The 19,969-nt window shown below is 72.0% G+C and carries 15 protein-coding genes and 1 riboswitch; of the genes, 10 read left to right on the top strand and 5 right to left on the bottom strand.

Going from position 1 to position 19,969, the window contains the following annotated elements:
- Positions 1 to 78: 78 nt before the first annotated feature.
- Entirely contained in the window at positions 79 to 1,017 is a 939-nt protein-coding gene (locus tag ACTWP9_RS08185; RefSeq protein ID WP_443245337.1) for a sucrase ferredoxin, read from the bottom strand.
- A gap of 212 nt (positions 1,018 to 1,229) precedes the next feature.
- On the opposite strand from ACTWP9_RS08185, the gene ACTWP9_RS08190 reads away from it, so the two are divergent.
- The gene (locus ACTWP9_RS08190) at positions 1,230 to 2,387 is read left to right on the top strand and encodes a CobW family GTP-binding protein (RefSeq protein WP_443245338.1); all 1,158 of its coding nucleotides are present in this window, start codon (positions 1,230 to 1,232) and stop codon (positions 2,385 to 2,387) included.
- Between the two features lie 58 nt (positions 2,388 to 2,445).
- Here the strand turns inward: ACTWP9_RS08190 and ACTWP9_RS08195 are convergent, their stop codons facing one another.
- A complete protein-coding gene (locus ACTWP9_RS08195; protein WP_443245339.1) occupies positions 2,446 to 4,905 on the bottom strand; it encodes a DNA gyrase/topoisomerase IV subunit A in 2,460 nt (819 codons plus the stop codon).
- A 321-nt stretch (positions 4,906 to 5,226) separates the two neighbouring features.
- Here ACTWP9_RS08195 and ACTWP9_RS08200 point away from each other — a divergent pair, with 321 nt between their 5' ends.
- The 3 genes from ACTWP9_RS08200 (at position 5,227) to ACTWP9_RS08210 (ending at position 9,233) form a co-directional block, all read left to right on the top strand.
- A complete protein-coding gene (locus tag ACTWP9_RS08200) occupies positions 5,227 to 6,567 on the top strand; it encodes a M16 family metallopeptidase (protein WP_443245340.1) in 1,341 nt (446 codons plus the stop codon).
- An 86-nt stretch (positions 6,568 to 6,653) separates the two neighbouring features.
- Positions 6,654 to 8,024 carry a M16 family metallopeptidase gene (locus tag ACTWP9_RS08205; protein WP_443245581.1) on the top strand — a complete coding sequence of 457 codons (1,371 nt, stop codon included), beginning with the start codon at positions 6,654 to 6,656 and terminating at the stop codon, positions 8,022 to 8,024.
- 215 nt (positions 8,025 to 8,239) lie between these two features.
- A riboswitch (cyclic di-AMP (ydaO/yuaA leader) is annotated at positions 8,240 to 8,397 on the top strand.
- 14 nt (positions 8,398 to 8,411) lie between these two features.
- Entirely contained in the window at positions 8,412 to 9,233 is an 822-nt protein-coding gene (locus ACTWP9_RS08210; protein WP_443245341.1) for a M23 family metallopeptidase, read from the top strand.
- Between the two features lie 143 nt (positions 9,234 to 9,376).
- Here ACTWP9_RS08210 and ACTWP9_RS08215 read toward each other — a convergent pair whose 3' ends face one another.
- The gene (locus ACTWP9_RS08215) at positions 9,377 to 9,658 is read right to left on the bottom strand and encodes an HPr family phosphocarrier protein (protein ID WP_443245342.1); all 282 of its coding nucleotides are present in this window, start codon (positions 9,656 to 9,658) and stop codon (positions 9,377 to 9,379) included.
- A gap of 169 nt (positions 9,659 to 9,827) precedes the next feature.
- Here ACTWP9_RS08215 and ACTWP9_RS08220 point away from each other — a divergent pair, with 169 nt between their 5' ends.
- The 4 genes from ACTWP9_RS08220 (at position 9,828) to ACTWP9_RS08235 (ending at position 15,264) form a co-directional block, all read left to right on the top strand.
- Entirely contained in the window at positions 9,828 to 12,575 is a 2,748-nt protein-coding gene (locus ACTWP9_RS08220; protein WP_443245343.1) for a bifunctional acetate--CoA ligase family protein/GNAT family N-acetyltransferase, read from the top strand.
- A 71-nt stretch (positions 12,576 to 12,646) separates the two neighbouring features.
- Complete coding sequence (locus tag ACTWP9_RS08225) at positions 12,647 to 13,249, top strand: DUF5998 family protein (protein WP_099884820.1); 603 nt, start codon at positions 12,647 to 12,649, stop codon at positions 13,247 to 13,249.
- A gap of 11 nt (positions 13,250 to 13,260) precedes the next feature.
- Positions 13,261 to 14,475 (top strand): alkaline phosphatase family protein, encoded by a 1,215-nt coding sequence (locus ACTWP9_RS08230; RefSeq protein WP_443245582.1) that lies wholly within the window; start codon positions 13,261 to 13,263, stop codon positions 14,473 to 14,475.
- Positions 14,476 to 14,547: 72 nt separating this feature from the next.
- Positions 14,548 to 15,264, top strand: coding sequence for a thymidine kinase (locus tag ACTWP9_RS08235; RefSeq protein WP_443245344.1), 717 nt, complete (start codon positions 14,548 to 14,550; stop codon positions 15,262 to 15,264).
- On the opposite strand, the gene ACTWP9_RS08240 is transcribed toward ACTWP9_RS08235, so the two are convergent.
- Entirely contained in the window at positions 15,230 to 16,024 is a 795-nt protein-coding gene (locus tag ACTWP9_RS08240) for a VOC family protein (RefSeq protein WP_443245345.1), read from the bottom strand. The two genes, ACTWP9_RS08235 and ACTWP9_RS08240, sit on opposite strands and share 35 nt — an antisense overlap.
- A 227-nt stretch (positions 16,025 to 16,251) precedes the next feature.
- Here ACTWP9_RS08240 and ACTWP9_RS08245 point away from each other — a divergent pair, with 227 nt between their 5' ends.
- Positions 16,252 to 17,121 carry a sulfurtransferase gene (locus ACTWP9_RS08245; RefSeq protein WP_443245346.1) on the top strand — a complete coding sequence of 290 codons (870 nt, stop codon included), beginning with the start codon at positions 16,252 to 16,254 and terminating at the stop codon, positions 17,119 to 17,121.
- 107 nt (positions 17,122 to 17,228) lie between these two features.
- Here the strand turns inward: ACTWP9_RS08245 and sepH are convergent, their stop codons facing one another.
- Positions 17,229 to 18,338 (bottom strand): septation protein SepH, encoded by a 1,110-nt coding sequence (gene sepH / locus ACTWP9_RS08250; RefSeq protein ID WP_443245347.1) that lies wholly within the window; start codon positions 18,336 to 18,338, stop codon positions 17,229 to 17,231.
- A gap of 460 nt (positions 18,339 to 18,798) precedes the next feature.
- Here sepH and ACTWP9_RS08255 point away from each other — a divergent pair, with 460 nt between their 5' ends.
- Positions 18,799 to 19,941: a hypothetical protein gene (locus ACTWP9_RS08255; protein ID WP_443245348.1), complete on the top strand. Its 1,143-nt coding sequence runs from the start codon at positions 18,799 to 18,801 to the stop codon at positions 19,939 to 19,941.
- Positions 19,942 to 19,969: the final 28 nt, after the last annotated feature.

Genomic DNA, 19,969 nt, shown 5'->3' on the forward strand with positions numbered 1-19,969 from the left:
CGGGTGCCGCTGATGCACCGGGCCGGACGATGGCCGGCTGTGCGGCCCTCGGAGCGGGCGGTGCCGGGCAGTGCGCCCTCAGACCGTGTGACCGGCCCCCAGCTCCTCGATCCGCACCACATCCATCCGCACCGGGCTGGCCGGGGCGGCGCCGCAGCTGGCGGGTACGGGAGGCCCGTCGGTGGTCTCGGCGAGGGTGACGCGCCAGCGGCGCCCGTCCACATGCAGGACGGTGACGCTCCGGCGCCCGCTCTCCGGCTCCTCCTGCGCGGCCCGCACGGTCAGCGCGTGCGCGCGCGTCTCGCCCGTGTGCTCCCGTACGGCCAGATCAGCCGCCTGTCCCGGGCGGTCCCAGGCCGAGCGGCCACGGCAGCCGTCCGTCACCACGTGGCCGTCCCGTACGGCGTCCAGTACGCCCTTCACCGCGGGTGCGCCGAGCCGGCCGTACGCGTAGCCGTAGGGCAGAACCAGCAGCGTGGGCGCGAAGCGATGGCCGCCGATATGCGTGATCTCCCAGACGTCCGCCCCGCCGGACGCTTCGAGCTCGGCCGCCAGCGGCCTGCCGAGCAGCGCACAGCAGCGGTCCCGCTTGCCGTTGGTGCACACCAGGGCGAGGGGGTCGCCCTCGTACGGCTCCCAGCCGGGACCGAGTACCGGAGCGCCCTCCAGCGCCGCGAAATCGAGCTCGCGCAGTGCTGCCAGCCCATGGCCCGGCAGCACCGTCGTGCGGACCCAGGAGGCGCCCGGGGCCGTACTGGCGAGGAACACGCGGTGCCGTGCGCTCGGGGACGAGCTGTCGGCGTGCCGTCCGGGGCGCCGGATCAGCGCGACCCGGCCACCGTGTGCGCCGGCTGCCGCATCGAGCGCCTGCCCGAGCTCCGGGTCGAGGTGGCTCTGGGTCAACGCCTTCTTGCCCCATGGGCCCGGCTGCTCGATCAGCAACCAGGTACGGGCTGTCGCCGCCGTCCCCGCGAGGGGTTCGGCCAGGGCCTGGGAGGCCGTCGCACACGTGCTCACACAGGCGAGCCTAACCTGGGTAACCGTGCCGTGCGCGGGCACGTTCCCGCGCGCCGCGCCGCCGGCCGCTGGTCTTGCCCGGGCGCCCGGAGCGGAAGACCGGAAAGCCCTGTTCGGTACGATCGGCAGCCGTTCAGCGGCCGCCTGAGGCGGGGCCGCAGGAGTCGGAGCCGTGAGGCCGCAGGGCGGACGAGGCAGGAGGGGCGGAGCGCGTGGGCGATGCGGAGGCCGGTGCACGGCGGGGCACAGTGGGCGGCCGGGTCCCGGTCGTCGTACTGGCCGGGTTCCTCGGTTCCGGGAAGACCACCCTGCTCAACCATCTGCTGCGGCGCGCGAGAGGCACCCGTATCGGCGCGATCGTCAACGACTTCGGCAGCATCGAGATCGACGCCATGGCGGTCTCCGGGCAGGTGGACTCCATGGTCTCCCTCGGGGACGGCTGTTTGTGCTGCGCCGTGGACACCAGCGACATGGACGAGGTGCTGGACGTTCTCGCGCGCCCCTCGGCCGGTATGGACGTCCTTGTGATCGAGGCCAGCGGGGTGGCCGAGCCGGAGACGCTGATCCGGATGGTGCTGGCCAGCGGCAGCCCGTACATCGTCTACGGCGGGCTGGTGGAGGTCGTCGACGCGGCGGAGTTCGAGGCCGTACGTGCGCGCCATCCGGAACTGGAGCGCCATGTCGGTGCGGCCGACCTGCTCGTCCTCAACAAAGCCGATCGGGTGACCGACGAGCGCCGGGAAGCCCTCCATGCGGAGTTGCAGCGGCTCAGCCCTGGCACGCCTGTCGTCCCCGCCACGTTCGGCCGCGTCGATCCGGCGCTGCTGTTCGACCGCGTACGGCGCCAACGGCCACCCGTCGAACAGCTCTCCTTCGACTCGCTGCTGTACGGCGACGGTGACGGCGACGGGTACGCGGACGACGGGCAGGCGGACGGGGAGCACGGGTGTGCCGGGGGCGGGTGCCACGCGGAGCACCTGCACGCCGCCTACGAATCGGTGGAGTTCGTCTCGGATGCGCCGCTGGACCCGCGCCGTTTTCTGGAGTTCCTGGACGCCAGGCCCGAGGGGCTGTACCGGATCAAGGGCTATGTGGACTTCGGCGCTGCCGACCCGGACAACGTGTACGAGGTGCACGCCGTGGGCGGCTTCCTCCGGTTCGCACCGGAGCGGCGGCCCCGGTCCGAGGAGCGGCGTACGGAGCTGGTGATGATCGGTGCCGGGGTCGACGGAGCGGCGCTGCGCGGTGGCCTCCAGGCGTGCGCCGCCGGTCCCGAGGGCCCGGACGAGCGCGCCCTGTGGGGAGTGTTCCGGTATGTGGACAGTGCGCACGAGGACGAGCCGGACGTGCTGGTTGCGGCCGGTGAATGATTCCTCCCGCAGCCTCCCCGGGGTGGGGGCTTGGCCCCCACCCCGTTGCCGCAGGTGACTACACCGGGCCTGCCACCGCCGCGATCTGCTTCGTCAGCGGCAGGCCGGAACCGTCCCTGCGGGGGTCGGGTTCCGGGAGCTCGGCGGGAGCGCCGGTCTTGGTCGCGGCCAGCGCGGGTGTGGCGCCCGCCCAGGCCAGCCGCAGCCGGTCCTCGCCCTTGAGGAAGCGCTGGCAGCGCACGCCGCCCGTCGCGCGCCCCTTGCGGGGATACTGGTCGAACGGGGTGAGCTTGGCGGTGCTCAGCGAGTCGTCGAGCGTGCCCTCCGAGCCCGCTGCCGTGAACACGGCGGACTCGGCGGCCGGATCGACGGCGCCGAAGAAGATCACCTTCGCGTCCTGGGTGAGCTTGACGCCCGCAACGCCGCCCGCGGGGCGGCCCTGCGGGCGTACCTGGCTCGACTGGAAACGCAGCAGCTGCGCCTCGTCGGTGATGAAGACCAGATCCTCCTCGCCGGTGCGCAGCTCGGCGCCGCCGACGATACGGTCGCCCTCCTTGAGCGTGATGACCTCCAACTCGCCCCGGTTGGCCGGATAGTCGGGTACCACGCGTTTGACGATGCCCTGCTCGGTGCCGATCGCCAGGCCGGGCGAGGACTCGTCCAGCGTGGTGAGACAGATCAGCGTCTCGTCGCCCTCCAGCGTGAGGAACTCCGAAATCTGGGCACCGCCCGCCAGGTTGGGCGAGGTCGACGTCTCCGGCAGTTGCGGAAGGTCGACCACCTGGAGGCGCAGCAGGCGGCCCGACGAGGTCACGGCGCCGACTTCGCCGCGGGTGGTGGCGGGTACCGCGGAGACGATCACATCGTGCTTGACGCGCTTGGCGGGCTCGCCGAACTCCATGCCGCCGTTGGCCGTACGGGCCAGCAGACCCGTGGAGGAGAGCAGCACCCGGCACGGGTCGTCGGCGACCTCCAGCGGCACGGCGGCCACCGGTACCTCGGCGGAGTCCAGCAGCTCGGTGCGGCGCGGGGTGCCGTACTTCTTGGCGACGGCGGACAGTTCGGAGGAGACGAGCTTGCGCAGCTCCGCGTCCGACTCCAGGATCCGGGTCAGCTTCTCGATCTCGCCCTTGAGCCGGTCCCGCTCGTCCTCGAGCTCGATGCGGTCGAACTTGGTGAGCCGGCGCAGCGGAGTGTCGAGGATGTACTGGGTCTGGATGTCGCTGAGGCCGAAGCGCGAGATGAGGGATGCCTTGGCCTCGGCGGCGTTCTCACTCGACCGGATGATTCTGATGACCTCGTCGATGTCGACGAGCGCCACCAGCAGGCCCTCCACCAGGTGCAGCCGGTCGCGCCGCTTGCCGCGGCGGAACTCGCTGCGCCGCCGCACCACGTCGAACCGGTGGTCGACGTAGACCTCAAGAAGCTCCTTGAGGCCGAGGGTGAGCGGCTGGCCGTCCACCAGTGCGACGTTGTTGATGCCGAAGGACTCCTCCATCGGCGTCAGCTTGTAGAGCTGGGAGAGGACCGCCTCCGGGTTGAAGCCGTTCTTGACCTCGATGACCAGGCGCAGCCCGTGCTGGCGGTCGGTGAGGTCCTTGACGTCCGCGATGCCCTGGAGCTTCTTCGCGTTGACCAGGTCCTTGATCTTGGAGATGACCTTCTCGGGGCCGACGGCGAACGGCAGCTCGGTGACCACGAGGCCCTTGCGCCGGGCCGTGACCTGCTCGATCGACACCGTGGCCCGGATCTTGAAGGTGCCGCGCCCGGAGACGTAGGCGTCCTTGATGCCCTCCTGGCCGACGATCTTGCCGCCGGTCGGCAGATCGGGGCCCGGAATGAAACCCATCAGGGTCTCCAGGTCCGCGCCCGGGTGCTTGATCAGATGCCGGGCCGCCGAGATGACCTCTGTCAGGTTGTGCGGCGGCATGTTGGTGGCCATGCCGACCGCGATCCCCGAGGAGCCGTTCACCAGCAGGTTGGGATAGGCGGCGGGCAGCGTGACGGGCTCTTGCTCGCTGCCGTCGTAGTTGGCGCCGAAATCGACGGTCTCCTCGTCGATCGACTCGACCATCAGCCCGGCGGCCGGCGCCGAACGGCACTCCGTGTAGCGCATTGCCGCGGGCGGGTCGTCGTTGCCCAGCGAACCGAAGTTGCCGTGCCCGTCCACCAGCGGCAGCCGCATGGAGAAGTCCTGCGCCATGCGCACCAGGGCGTCATAGATGGGGGAGTCACCGTGCGGGTGGAGCTTTCCCATCACCTCGCCCACCACGCGGGCGCACTTCACGTACGACCTGTCGGGGCGCAGGCCCATCTCGTGCATCTGGTACAGGATCCGGCGCTGCACGGGTTTCATCCCGTCGCGGGCGTCGGGGAGCGCGCGCGAGTAGATGACCGAATACGCATACTCCAGATAGGAGCCCTGCATCTCGTCGACGACGTCGATGTCGACGATGCGCTCCTCGAAGTCCTCTCCCGGCTCCGGTGCCGGTGTACGGCTTTTACTGCGGCGGGCCATCGCGGCTGCGGCTCCTTCGCTGCTTCGTGCTGTCGCTCTTGCGCTCTCGGGTCGTGCTCTTGGACCGACGTGCTTCCGGTCGCCCGGGACCGATCGTGCTTCCGGTCTCCTGGACCGAATCGTGCTCGGTCGTGCTCTCGGTCGACCATTGTGGACCGCCCCACTGACAGGGCGGTCGCTCGGTAGACCGTACGGGAACTTCGCACCTTGTCGGCGTGGTTGCATACAGTGACAGGGCCGCCGGTCGCGTGAGGCGCCAGGCGGTCGGCAGTTCCCGGCGCCCGGCCGGGATATCCCCGCAAGCGAAGGGACTCCACGCCCATGGGTCACACGGCCACGCCCCCGCCGGCCACCGGTGGGCTGACAGCGACGGAGCACCGGCTGGCCAACGGCCTGCGGGTGGTGCTCTCCGAGGATCATCTGACCCCCGTCGCCGCTGTCTGCCTCTGGTACGACGTCGGTTCCCGCCACGAGGCCAAGGGCCGCACCGGCCTGGCCCATCTCTTCGAGCACCTGATGTTCCAGGGCTCGGCCCAGGTGAAGGGCAACGGGCACTTCGAGCTGGTGCAGGGCGCGGGCGGTTCGCTGAACGGCACCACCAGCTTCGAGCGCACCAATTACTTCGAGACGATGCCGGCCCACGAGCTGGAGCTCGCTCTGTGGCTGGAGGCAGACCGCATGGGCTCGCTGCTGGCCGCGCTGGACGAGGAGTCCATGGAGAACCAGCGCGACGTGGTCAAGAACGAGCGTCGCCAGCGCTACGACAACGTGCCGTACGGCACCGCGTTCGAGCGGATGACCGCCATGATCTTCCCCGAGGGCCACCCTTACCACCACACTCCGATCGGCTCGATGGAAGACCTGGACGCGGCCTCCCTCCAGGACGCGCAGGAGTTCTTCCGTACGTACTACGCGCCCAACAACGCCGTGCTGTCCGTCGTCGGGGACATCGACCCGGAGCAGACGCTCGCCTGGATCGAGAAGTACTTCGGCTCCATCCCGGGCCACGACGGCAAGCGCCCCCCGCGGGACGGCGTGCTGCCCGAGCTGATGGGTGAGGAGAAGCGCGAGGTCGTCGAGGAGGACGTGCCCTCCCGCGCGCTGATGAACGGCTACCGGCTGCCGCACGACGGCACCCGCGAGGCGGACGCCGCCGATCTGGCGCTGACCGCGCTCGGCGGCGGCGAGTCCTCCCGCCTCTACACCCGGCTGGTGCGGCACGACCGCACGGCGGTGGCGGCCGGTTTCGGACTGCTCCGGCTGGCGGGCGCGCCCTCGCTGGGCTGGCTGGACATCAAGGCGTCCAGCGGCGCGGAGATCGCCGACATCCAGGCCGCGGTCGACGAGGAGCTGCGCCGCTTCGCGGAGGAGGGGCCCGGCGAGGAGGAGATGGAGCGCGCCCAGGCCCAGTTGGAGCGCGAGTGGCTGGACCGGCTGGCCACGGTCGGTGGCCGCGCCGACGAACTGTGCAGGTACGCGGTGCTCTTCGGTGACCCGCAGCTCGCGCTGACCGCGGTCCGGCGGGTGCTGGAGGTGACCCGCGAGGAGGTGCGGGAGGTGGCGGCCCAGCGGCTGCGCTCCGACAACCGCGCCGTGCTCGTATACGAACCGCTGGCGGACGAGGAAGCACCGGCGAACGAGGACGAGGAGGCCGGCCAGTGAGCGAGACACCGGCGAGCACGAGCCAGCGCACCGCGGGAGCGGCGAGCACGAGCCCCGCGGGAATCGCGGAGACAGCAGGCAAGAGCATGGAGTTCCACTCCCAGCCGCCCAGCGGCACCCCGAAACCGTGGGCCTTCCCCACCCCCGAGCGCGGCAAGCTGCCCAACGGGCTGACGGTGCTGCGCTGCCACCGCCCGGGTCAGGAGGTCGTCGCCGTAGAGGTGAACCTGAAGGCGCCGCTGGACGCGGAGCCGGAGGGGCTGGACGGGGTCGCCACCATCATGGCCCGCGCGCTGAGTGAGGGCACGGACAAGCACACCGCCGAGGAGTTCGCCGCCGAGCTGGAGCGGTGCGGCGCCACGCTCGACTCGAACGCCGACCACCCCGGTGTGCGGGTCTCGCTGGAGGTGCCCGTATCCCGGCTGCCCAAGGCGCTGGGGCTGCTCGCCGACGCGCTGCGCGCCCCCGCCTTCCCGGACAGCGAGGTCGAACGGCTCGTCGCCAACCGGCTGGACGAGATCCCGCACGAGCTGGCCAACCCGGCCCGTCGCGCCGGCAAGGAGCTCTCCCGCGAGCTGTTCCCCGCCTCATCGCGGATGTCGCGCCCCAGGCAGGGCACCGAGGAGACGGTGCGGGGCATCGACGCGGCGGCGGTACGCGCCTTCTACGAGGCATATGTGCACCCCGCCACCGCCACCGTCGTCGTGGTCGGCGATCTGGAGGGAGTCGACCTCGAGGCGGCGCTCACCGAGAGCCTCGGCAGCTGGACGGGAGCCGCGGCGGTGCCGCGTCCGATGCCGCCGATCACCGCGGACGACAGCGGCCGGGTCGTCATCGTGGACCGGCCCGGAGCGGTGCAGACGCAGCTGCTGATCGGCCGCGTCGGCCCTGACCGGCACGACCGCGTGTGGCCCGCGCAGCTGTTGGGCGTCTACTGCCTGGGCGGCACGCTCACCTCCCGGCTGGACCGCGTGCTGCGTGAGGAGAAGGGCTACACCTACGGCGTGCGCGCCTTCGGTCAGGTGCTGCGTTCCGCCAAGGACGGCAGCGGTGCCGCACTGCTGGCCATCAGCGGTTCGGTGGCCACCGATGTGACAGGGCCCGCGCTGGACGACCTGTGGCAGGTGCTGCGGAAGCTGGCGGCCGAGGGACTGACCGACGAGGAACGGGACATCGCGGTACGGAACCTGGTCGGCGTCGCGCCGCTGCGCTACGAGACGGCCGCGGCCGTCGCAGGGACGCTGGCCGACCAGGTCGAGCAGTATCTGCCGGACGACTATCAGGCCCGGCTCTACGCCCAACTCGCCGAGACGGGCACGGTGGAGGCCACGGCGGCGGCGGTGAGCGCGCTGCCCGCCGACCGGCTGGTGACGGTGCTCGTCGGCGACGCCTCGCAGATCGCCGATCCGGTACGGGAGTTGGGGATCGGCGACGTCAAGGTGGTCTCCGGCTCCTGAGCCCGCGGGCGGAGGCGGGAACGTCGGTCAGAAGTGGGGCCCGGGAGGAGGAATCGCTCCTTCCGGGCCCTTCTCAATGTCCGATTCTGTCGCGGTTGCTGATGAGTTGGAGTGTGGCGTACGTGACAAACCCAGGGATTCGTTTGCCGCCCGGAGTTGGGCCCGATTAGCGTCGGTGCCGCTGTTCGTCAGAAGTGACCGCACCCGCGGCCGACGGACAGCGATCGCCGAATCCCCGAGGCGCACCGGCCGAGGGGGACCGGGGACCCAGGTCCCATTGGGGTGAATCGGACGGCCTCGCAAGAGGCGGCCCGTAGGAGACCTTCCTGCTCCGAACCCGTCAGCTAACCCGGTAGGCGAGAAGGAAGGAAAGGAGTGCGCCTCCGTATGGCGTTCACCCGTGCCACTGGTAAGCACAGGCGTCCGAGCAAGGCCCGTCGGGCCGCAGGGGGAGCGGCAGGCATAGCCGGTCTCGCCACCGTGGGCGTCGTCGGGTCCATCGCCACCCCCGCGTTCGCCGCGAGCGGCGGACAGAACAACGCACCCGTCCAGCCCGACGCCAAGGTGAGCGAGGTCGTCGGCGGCCCGATCTCCGAGACGCTGGACCAGCAGGCATACGAGCAGGCCCTCCAGGCGGAGCAGGCCAAGGCCGAGACCGACGCCAAGGAGGAAGCCGCCAAGGCGAAGGCGGACGCCAAGCGGAAGGCCGACGAGGCCAAGCGCAAGGCGGCTGCCGAGAAGGCGGAGAAGGAGCGCGAGGCGAAGGAGAAGGCCGCCCGCGAGGCCAAGCGGGCGAAGCTCAACGCCTACGTGATGCCCGTGAAGGGTTCCTACGTCTCCACCGGTTACAAGCAGGGCGGCGGCATGTGGTCGTCCGGCAGCCACACCGGCATCGACTTCCACGCGGGCATGAACACCCCGGTCCACTCCGTGGCCGCGGGCGAGGTCGTGGAGGCCGGCAACGGCGGGGCCTACGGCAACAACATCGTCGTCAAGCACAAGGACGGCACGTACACGCAGTACGGCCACCTCAACTCGCTCAGCGTCTCGGTCGGCCAGCAGGTCAAGGCGGACCAGCAGATCGGTCTCTCCGGCTCCACCGGCAACTCCTCCGGCCCTCACCTGCACTTCGAGGCCCGCACCTCCCCCGAGTACGGCTCGGACATCGACCCGGTCGCCTACCTCCGCGAGCACGGCGTGAAGCTCTGACCGGACGTTGCGGCTTCGGCCGTCGCGGCGGATATTGACGAGGGGGCGCTGCACCTGGCGGTGCAGCGCCCCCTCGTGCTCCCCGGACGTGCCCCTCACGTCCGGTTGCCCGCATCCGCGACGGCACAAGCCCTCACGCTCGGTCAGACCGTTTCAGGCAGCTCCTCCAGCCCCTCGGCGACCAGCTTCGCGAGCCGGTCGAGGGCCTCCTCCGCACCGTCCGCCTCGGAGGCGAGGACGATCTCCTCGCCTCCCTCCGCACCCAGGCCGAGCACACCGAGCATGGAGGCCGCGTTGACGGGGTTGCCCTCGCCCTTCCGGACGGTGACCGGGACCCCGGCTGCCGAGGCGGCACGGACGAAGATGGAGGCGGGGCGGGCGTGCAGCCCCTCGGCCCAGCCGACGGTGACACGGCGCTCAACCATGGTGTTGCCCTTCGTTCGTCAAGCTTGTCTAGACCAGTTTTCCACGATTGCCGAGGTGCTCCGTGAGCCGGCGGGTGCGGGCCAGGAAGCGGCGGCGCTCATGCCAGCGACGATACGACGCATCCCGTACCCCTGAGCACGCACCCTCCCTCCGCCGTACGCTGGCCCCATGCCGAGCCCCGAGGAGCGCGCCTACCCCGCCCACTGGGAAGCGGACATCGTGCTGCGCGACGGCGGTACGGCCCGGGTCCGGCCGATCACTCCGGACGACGCGGAGCGGCTGGTCAGCTTCTACGAGCAGGTCTCCGACGAGTCGAAGTACTACCGCTTCTTCGCGCCCTACCCCCGGCTGTCCGACCGCGATGTGCGCCGCTTCACGCACCACGACTACGTCGACCGCGTCGGCCTGGCGGCGACCATCGGCGGTGAGTTCATCGCGACCGTCCGCTACGACCGCATCGACCACCTCGGCCGCCCCGCCGGCGAGCCCGCGGATCAGGCCGAGGTCGCCTTCCTGGTCCGCGACGACCAGCAGGGCAGGGGAGTGGCCTCCGCGCTCCTCGAACACATCGGTGCCGTCGCCCGGGAGCGCGGCATCCGCCGCTTCGCCGCCGAGGTGCTGCCCGCCAACACCAAGATGATCAAGGTGTTCACGGATGCCGGATACTCCCAGAAGCGCAGCTTCGAGGAAGGCTCCGTCCACCTCACCTTCGACCTGGAGCCCACCGAGCGCTCCCTGGCCGTCATGCGGGCCCGCGAACAGCGCGCCGAGGGCCGCTCCGTCGCCCGGCTGCTGGCCCCCGGCTCCATCGCCGTCATCGGCGCCAGCCGTACCCCCGGCGGAGCGGGGCGTGCCGTGCTGGGCAGCCTGCGTGCCGGAGGCTTCGCCGGGCGGCTGTACGCGGTCAACCACGCGCTGGCCCCGGAGGCGTCCCCGACACTGGCCGGGGTGCCCGGCCACCGGTCGGTGCGGGAGATCCCCGAACATGTCGACCTGGCCGTGCTCGCCGTCCCCGCCGACCAGCTGCACACCGTCGTCGGCGAATGCGGCGAGGCGGCCGTGCAAGGGCTGGTCGTCCTCTCCGAAGGGGTCGGCCGGGACGAGCAGCGCGAACTGGTCCGGCTCGCCCGCTCCTACGGCATGCGGCTGATCGGCCCCGGAGCCCTCGGCCTGATCAACACCGGCGAGGACGTACGGCTCAACGCCACCCCCTCCCTGCGGATGCCCGCGCGTGGCAGGATCGGCGTCTTCACCCAGTCCGGCGCCATCGGTATCGCACTGCTCGACGGGCTGGACCGGCGCGGCAGCGGGCCCTCCTCCTTCGTCTCCGCGGGCAACCGGGCCGACGTCTCCGGGAACGATCTCCTCCAGCACTGGGACGAGGACGCGGCGACCGACGTCGTACTCATGTACCTGGAATCCATCGGTAACCCGCGCAAGTTCACCCGGCTCGCCCGGCGCACCGCGGCCCGCAAACCGGTCGTCGTCGTCAAAGGTGCCCGGCAGCGCGGCAGTGCGCCCCCGCCGGGCCACGCGGCGCCGGCAGCCCGCACCCCCGACGCCACCGTCTACGCGCTGCTGCGCCAGGCGGGCGTCCTGATGGTCGACACCTTCACCGAGCTGCTGGACACCGGCGTACTCCTCGCCGAGCAGCCGCCGCCCACGGGCCCGCACGTCGCCATCCTCGGCAACACCGAAGCGATGAGCCTGCTGACCTACGACGCCTGCCTCACCGACGGGCTGCGCCCCCGCCCCGTCGTGGCGCTGCCCAGCTCGGCCGGCCCCGGCGACTTCGGCAGGGCGCTGCGCGAGGCGCTCGGCGAAGCGGCCACCGACGCGGTACTGGTCACCGTCATCCCTGCCGTCCCCGCCGAGCTGCCCGGCGGCACCGGCACGGCCAGGCCGGAGTCCCCACCCGACGGCCATGTCGAGGCCCTGGCCGACGCGCTGCGGGAAGCCGTCGAGGCCGTCGCCGCGACCGAGGGTGCCCCCTGCAAGCCGGTGGCGGTCGTCCACCTGGCGATGGAGGGCCTGCAGAAGGCGCTCGCCAGGCGCGGGCTGCCCTCCTACCCGACGCCCGAGCGGGCCGCCCGTGCCCTGGCCGAGGCAGTGCGCTACTCCCGGTGGCGCGCGGAAGCCGGCGACCCGGGCAAGGTCCCCGACCTGGAGGTCGACGAGTCCGCCGCCGCCCAGCTGCTGGCCCGCGCGACCCCTGCGGCATCCGAGCGCGGCCGTGCCCTCACGGACGAGGAAGCGGCCCGGCTGCTGCACAGCTACGGCATCGCCGTCCAGCCCACGCTCCCCGCGCCGGACGCCGACACGGCCGTCGAGGCGGCCCGCGCCCTGGGCTTCCCCGTCGCGCTCAAGACCACGGCGCCCCATCTGCGGCACCGTGCCGACCTCGGCGGGGTACGGCTGGACATCGCGGGCGAGGCAGGGCTGCGCCGCGCCTACGGGGAGCTGATCCAGGCGCTCGGCGCACCCGAGGAGCTGCGCCCTGTCGTGCAGGCGATGGCACCGCGGGGCGTGGGCACCGTGGTGCGGGGCACGCTCGACCCGGCCATCGGCGCCGTGCTGTCCTTCGGTCTCGCGGGCCCGCCCTCCGAGCTGCTGGGCGATACGGCACACCGGCTGGTGCCGGTCACCGACAAGGAGGCCGCCGGGCTGGTCCGGGCGATCCGCTCGGCGCCGCTGCTGTTCGGCTGGCGCGGGGCCGAGCCCTCGGACGCCGCCGCGCTGGAGGAGGTGCTGCTGCGGGTCTCGCTGCTGATGGACGATCATCCGCAGGTCGTCGCCGTCGAACTCGACCCGGTCGTGGTGGCACCCCGGGGTGTGACTGTGCTGAGCGCTTCCGTCCGCGTCGCCGAGCTCGGAACCCGTCCCGACCTGGGCGCCCGTCGCCTCCCGGCGTACTGACGGCGCACCGGGGGCGTACGGTGGGGAGCGGGCCGGGGCCGCGCCGCCGAACGGCCCTTAGGATGGCTGTCATGGCGAAGACCGGTACGACGACGCAGGGTCTGCGTGAGGCGATCGAGCGCAGCGGCTACTACCCGGCCCTCGTAGCCGAGGCTGTCGAGGCAGCGGTGGGTGGCGAGCCAGTGGCTTCGTACCTCGTGCATCAGGAGACGACGTTCGACTCCAACGAGGTGCGCCGCCACGTCACGGTCCTGGTGCTCACCCGCACCCGCTTCCTCGTCAGCCACACCGACGAGCAGGCTGCGGACGGCACCTCGCCCTCTCCGTACGCCACCACCTCCACCGAGTCCGTGAAGCTGGAGCGGATCTCCTCCGTCGTGCTCTCCCGGGTGGTGGCCAACCCCGAGTCCTACACCCCCGGCACCCTGCCCCGCGAGGTCGTCCTCACCATCGGCTGGGGCGCCGTCTCCCGCCTCGACATGGAGCCCGCCACCTGCGGCGACCCCAACTGCGAGGCCGACCACGGCTACACGGGTTCCGCCACCGCCGACGATCTCTCGCTGCGGGTCAGCGAGGCCGGTGACGGCCCGGACACCGTCCGTCAGACCCTCGCCTTCGCGCAGGCACTGTCCGAGGCCACCGCCGGAGCCACCCGGGTCGGACCCCCGCAGTGACCGCTGAGAACATCCCGCACCCGCTTCCGACGGCCCCGCACGCCCTGCACGACGGCGCCTTCCTGGACGCACCGCTCGACCCGCGCACCGCACCCGTCCCGCGCTACGGCTCCGGCTCGCTGGCCGACCTGCTGCCCTCCCTCGCCGCCGGACTCGGTGTCCCCGGCATGACGGCCGGGCTGCCTCTTCCGCCCGCCGACCGCGTCTGCGTCTTCCTGGTGGACGGTATGGGCTGGGAAGCACTCAAGGCGCACCCCGACGAAGCACCGTTCCTCACCTCGCTGCTGCCGAGCTCCACCGCCGGCACCGGTGAGCCGCTCACTTCCGGTTTCCCCTCCACCACGGCCACCTCGCTGGCCTCCGTCGGCACCGGCCGGGTACCGGGCGAACACGGACTGCCCGGCTACACCGCGCTGGACCCGGCCACCGGCCGGCTGATGAACCAGCTCCGCTGGCAGCCCTGGACCGACCCGCACGTGTGGCAGCCGTACCCCACCGTCTTCCAGCAGGCCGAGGCCGCCGGAGTGGCCGCCTGCCAGGTGACGGCGCCGCACTTCGAGCACACCCCGCTCACCAAGATCGCACTGTCCGGCGGCACCTTCCTCGGCCGGCTCTCCGCCGAGGACCGCATGGATCTGGCGGCCGAGCGCCTCGCCGCCTCGGACCGCGCCCTCGTCTACACCTACTACGCGGAGCTGGACGGCAACGGCCACCGCTACGGCATGGACTCGGACGCCTGGCGCGGCCAGCTGATGTACGTCGACCGGCTCGCACAGCGCCTGGCCGAGCAGCTGCCGCCGCGCTCGGCGCTCTACATCACCGCGGACCACGGCATGGTCGACATCCCCGGAAGCCCGGAGGCCCGGATCGACTTCGACGAGGACTGGGAGCTGAGCGCAGGCGTCGCCCAGCTGGGCGGCGAGGGCCGGATGCGGCACGTCTACGCCGTCCCCGGTGCGGCGGGCGACGTACACGCCGTCTGGCGCGAGGTGCTCGCCGGGCAGGCGTGGGTGGCCACCCGCGAAGAGGCCATCGACCTGGGCTGGTTCGGCCCGAGAGTGGAGCCGCGGGTGCGTGGCAGGCTCGGCGACGTCATCGCCGCGATGCGCGACGACGTGGCCGTGGTGGCCACCCGGCGCGAGCCCAAGGAGTCCGAGCTGATCGGGATGCATGGTTCGGCGACCGCTGCCGAACAGCTCGTCCCGCTGCTGGAGGTCCGCACCTGACGCCCGGCGTCCCGCGTTCCGTACGCGCTGCCCCCGCCCGAGGAACCGCACCGAGAAAGGCCCGAACCTCCCATGCCAGAGCTGGTGTTCTTCTCCGGAACGATGGACTGCGGAAAGAGCACGCTTGCGCTCCAGATCGAGCACAACCGCTCGGCGCGCGGTCTCCAGGGCATGATCTTCACCAGGGACGACCGCGCAGGCACGGGCAAGCTCTCCTCCCGGCTCGGCCTGGTCGCCGAGGCTGTCGAGGTGGCCGAGGACCTCAACTTCCAGCAGCACCTGGTCCGCCACCTGACCGCGGGCGGACGCACCGACTATGTGATCGTGGACGAGGCGCAGTTCCTCTCGCCCGAACAGGTCGAGCAGCTCGCCCGGGTCGTGGACGACCTGGGCATCGACGTCTACGCGTTCGGCATCGCCACCGACTTCCGCACCCGCCTCTTCCCCGGCTCCCAGCGGCTGATGGAGCTCGCCGACCGGCTGGAGACCCTCCAGGTGGAGGCGCTGTGCTGGTGCGGCGCCCGTGCCACCCACAACGCACGCACCGTCGGCGGCCGGATGGTGGTCGAGGGTGCGCAGGTGGTGGTGGGGGACGTGGGCGAACCCAGCGGCCAGGTCGGCTACGAAGTGCTGTGCAGGCGCCATCACCGCAGGCGGCTCACCGCGGCCTCGGCGGGCGCCGGCGCGCTCTCGCCTGACGTCCTCCCGGTGGACGAACCCACGGCGGCCCCAAATGTGCCGCCTCGGCGCGGTCTCAGCGATCCGCTGCGACGGGCCGGATCACACTGAAGTGCGCACCCTCCGGGTCCGCGAGCGTCGCCAGCCGTCCGTACGGTGAGTCGTCGGGGGCGCGCACCACCCGGCCCCCCAGCTCCTCGGCCCGCCGCGCCATCCCGTCCGGGTCGTCCACCGCGAAGTACGTGCGCCAGTGCGGCCCGCGGTCGCGCGGCAGCGCATCCCCCACCCCTTGGATTCCGGCCACCGGTTCACCGTCCGCGCAGAGCGTCAGATAGTCGAAGCCGGGCGCCTCGATGCTCTCCGCGTCGTAACCGAACACCGCCTGGTAGAACTTGACCACCGTGCTCGTCTCCCGGGTGACGAGCTCGAACCAGACCGGTGCCCCCAACATCCCCCGCGGCGCCGTTCCCAGGGCCGGAACGTGCGCGTCCTGCCACAGCCCGAACGGGGCACCGTGCGGGTCGGCGACGATGGCCATCCGCCCCGCCGTCTCCGCATCCAGCGGTCCCACCGCGACCGTGCCGCCGTACGAACGGACGGCGGACGCCGTCTCGTCGGCGTCGGCGGTCGCCAGATAGGGCAGCCACGCGGTCGGCAGCTGCCTGCCGTCCGCCTTCTTCCCCAGCCCCGCGACCTCGTGCCCACCCGCGACCGCCCGTACATACGGGCCCAGCTGCTGCGGCCCGGACCGGAACTCCCAGCCGAACAGCCCCTGGTAGAACTCCTTGCCGACATCCAGCCCGTGCACCATCAGGCTCGCCCACGCGGGCGCGCCAGGCGTGTGCCGTAGCCGAGTCGCTGCCTCGGTCATCTGCTTCGCTCCTTGACCATCATCGATGCGGTCGTGCGGGTGGAATTGCCCCGGCGTCCTTGCCGTGGCTCCGTGACTACTCGCCAGTGGAGATGCTGTCACCACCTGTCGTGCCGCGCTCCTCGGCCGCGCCGCTTTTTTGCCGCATCCAGACGGAGAATCCCCGATCCGTGTGCCGTCACAGGACCGCGGACCCAGCGAGCGGGAGGCTGCGCGAAGATGGCGCCATGACAGCCATCATCTCCGTACGGGCACTCGCGAGCGACCTCGCAGCCGGAGCCGCGCCCGTGCTGCTCGACGTGCGCTACAAGCCCGGCGATCCCCCCGGCCTGCCCGCCTACCAGAAGGGCCACCTGCCCGGCGCCGTCTACATCGACCTGGAGAGCGAGCTCGCCGCACCCCCCGGGGAGGGGACCGGCCGCCACCCGCTGCCCGCGCTGGACATCTTCGGCGCCGCCATGCGCCGTGCGGGTGTCTCCGCGGACCGGCCCGTCGTCGTCTACGACGCGGGCGGCCTCGGCGGCGGCTGGGCGGCGGCCCGCTGCTGGTGGCTGCTCCGCTGGGCGGGCCACCCCGACGTCCGGGTGCTGGACGGGGGCCTGGAGGCGTGGCAGAGCTACCGCGACCCGGAGGGCGGGGGAGCGTTGCCGGTCAGCACCGAGACCCCCGACCCCGCTCCCGGCGACTTCGCCCCCTCGCCGGGCGGCCTGCCCACCCTGGACGCCGACGAGGCCGCCGCGCTGGCCCGGCGCGGGGTGCTGCTGGACGCGCGCGCCGCAGAGCGCTACCGGGGTGAGGTCGAGCCCATCGACCCGGTGGCGGGCCACATTCCGGGCGCCGTCTCGGCCCCCACCACGGAGAACCTCACCGACGCGGGCACGTTCCGCTCCCCGGACGCCCTCGCGGAGCGCTTCGAGGCACTCGGCGCCGGCCCCGACACCGAGGTCGGCGTCTACTGCGGCTCCGGCGTCTCCGCCGCCCAGGAAGTCCTCGCCCTGCACCTCGCTGGCATCGACGCAGCCCTCTATGTGGGCTCTTGGAGCGAGTGGACGGCGGATCCCCTCCGTCCGGTAGCCACCGGCCCCGAACGAGGCTGAGGCCGTCGCCCTTGGGGGGAGCGCGAGGGGGCGCTGCACCGACAGGTGCAGCGCCCCTCGTACAAGTCCGCCGCGACGGCCCTATCCCTCACGTTCGACGAACCCGGTCACTCCTTCTTGCGACGGGTGCCGAAGACGATCTCGTCCCAGCTGGGCACGGCGGCGCGCCGACCCGGACGGACGCCGTCGGCCTCGGCCTGCCGGTCCGTGTTGCCCTTGAGCCGGTCCCGGTGGGCGCCCACCGACCGCGGCATCAGCACATCGGCGTACGCCGACCCGGCGCTCGCGGCGGGCGCTGGCGGCTCCACGGCCTCCTGCTCCTCCTCGCGCTCGCTCTCGGTGCTCTCCGCGGTCTCGGCGGAGGCGGCGGCAGCCTCATCGTCCTCGTCCCCCGGCGCGGAGGGCTTCGACTCGGGGACGACCATGTCGCCCCGGAAGCTGGGCACCGCCTCCAGCAGGCTGGTCAGCGAGTCCGGGGTACCGCTGCCGTCCTCGGCGCCGGGCACCTGATCGTCCTCGTCGCCCGGCGCGGGCGCCAGCGCAGCGGGCTCCAACTCGTGCCGGCCGGAACGCTCGCCCCGGTCCGTACGCTCCCGCGGCAGCCGGGCGATCCGGGGCACGAACGGGAAGCTGGGCTCCGGGGTGTCGTCGGTCTCGCCGATGAGCGCCCTGGCCTCGTCGTCCACCGCCTGCACCAGCCGGCGCGGCGGGTCGTAGGTCCAGGTCGCCGAGTGCGGCTGGGCCGCGACGCGGTAGGCGAGCAGCACCTCCCAGGTGCCGTCGTCCCGCCGCCAGGAGTCCCAGTGCACGGAGTCCTTGTCGGCGCCGCGCAGCAGCAGCCGCTCGGCGACGGCCTCACCGAGCTGCGGACCGACGTTCTCGCCGGGGCGGCGTACGGGGGTCTTACGGGCGCGCTCGGCCATGAATGCGCGCTCGGCGAGCACGGGGCCTTCGAAGCGGCGTACCCGGTCGACGGGGATGCCAGCGAGAGACGCGACCTCCTCAGCGGAGGCACCGGCTCGTATACGCGCCTGGATGTCCCGAGGCCGCAGGTGGCTCTCCACCTCGATCTCGATCTGGCCCAGCCGCGCCCGGTCGTTCCGGACGGCGGCGCGCAGCCGCTCATCGATCGGAAGCGTGTATTCCGTGCTGTCGGCAGCTTTGAGCACCAGTCGTGTGCCGTCGTTGCTGACGGCCACGACACGCAGTTCGGGCATGGGGACCTCCCGGGTGGTGCCTGCCGACGTCACGTGCGTCGCTGCTCCCGCTAGACGAGTGTGGCCTGCCCGGGTGCAGCCTGCCACAACCTTGCCGACTTCCTCGGGGTCCGAGGCTGTGTCCAGATCGTTGTTCGAATCCTTTGGAACTGCCCAGAACCGCCGCTATGGCACGGTTACCTCCTCACAACGCACAGTGACCGAGGTGGTCACCGTGTGCAGCCAGCGCCGGGTCAGAACCGAGACCAGGGCTCGTCACACTACTCCATTAGGGCCACCCGGGTGGACCGCCGCGCCACCGAAGTTGCTCCGGAGTAAGGGAGTTGACGCCCCAAGAGTCCATTTGGCCTGGATACGGGGGTGGGAAGCGTCACAGAACCACCCGAAATGGAACCTTCCCCTTCGCGCGAAAGTCCCCTATTCGTGCACAGTGCTTGGAGTGTGCGATCAAGGGTGGTAGATGGGCAAGAGCGACAACCGATCGATATCCAGCAAGGAAGCCGACAAAAAGGGAGAGAGCAAAAGTGCCAAGAAGCTGGATCTGAGCGTGGCCCAAGTGCTGGGCAGCGCGGTCGCCGCGGTGGTCGCCGCGTTCGCGGCGGGTCAGCTGGGGGTGTACGGCACCTTCCTGGGGGCCGGTGTCGTGAGCCTCGTCGCCACCAGTGGCGGCCCGCTCTTCCAGCACTTCTTCAGCAAGACCGGCGAGCAGCTCAAGGAAGTCACCGTTCCGCCCAAGGCTCGGCAGGCACCGGTGCGGGACCCCGCCGTGGGCTGGAAGGACGACGAAGGCCGGCACACCAGTCAGGCCGCTCACAACGCCGGCGCGCTCCACGACACCCGGCCCGCAGCCACCCAACTGCTCCCCCGCACCTCGCGGGGCAGGAAGACCGGGCGCGGCACCAACGAGAGCTCTCCGCAGGGCGCGGACGCGACGCAGGTGCTGCGCAGCGCGGACGCCACCCAGGCGCTGCGCCGCGACGATGCGACCCAGGTGCTGGGAACCGTCAAGCGGCCCGGGAGCGCGGGCGGCGGCGAGGAACGTGTCGGGGAACCGCCAGAGGATGGGGAGGAGTTCACCGAGGCGACCACCCACGGCACCAAGTGGCGCGGCTGGCGGCGCACGTTGCTGCCCGCCGTCATGGTGTTCGTGATCGCGATCGGCGGCATCACACTGTACGAGGCGATCTCGGGCCACAGCGTCTCCGGCGGCAAGGACACCTCCGTCAGCGGTGTCTTCCGGCCGAGCCACGGCTCGTCCACCGGCGACTCGCCTGACGCGCCTCCCGCCACCTCGGACCCGGACACGTCGGGGAACGGTGAGAGCCCGACCCCCACGCCGGAGGACTCGCAGCAGTCCACCGATCCGAGTGACCGGAACAGCGGCGAGGGCGGGTCGACCGGCTCCGGCGACAGCGGCAGCAAGTCGACGCCGACCCCCGAACCGTCCCGGCCCCAGCCCAGCGGAACGGGGAACACCGGCAGCGGTGACACCGGCGCCGGGGACACCAGCGGCTCGGACAGCCGGCAGGGCGGCCAGGACGGAACGGACTCCCCGCAGACCGGTGACGCGGGCAGCGGCTCCCAGCCCCAGCAGGGTCAGTAGCCCGGACTCTCCTCCTGGGGGAGGGCAG

Origin of the sequence: Streptomyces sp. 3N207 (assembly GCF_052246355.1) — a bacterium.
Lineage (GTDB): Bacteria > Actinomycetota > Actinomycetes > Streptomycetales > Streptomycetaceae > Streptomyces.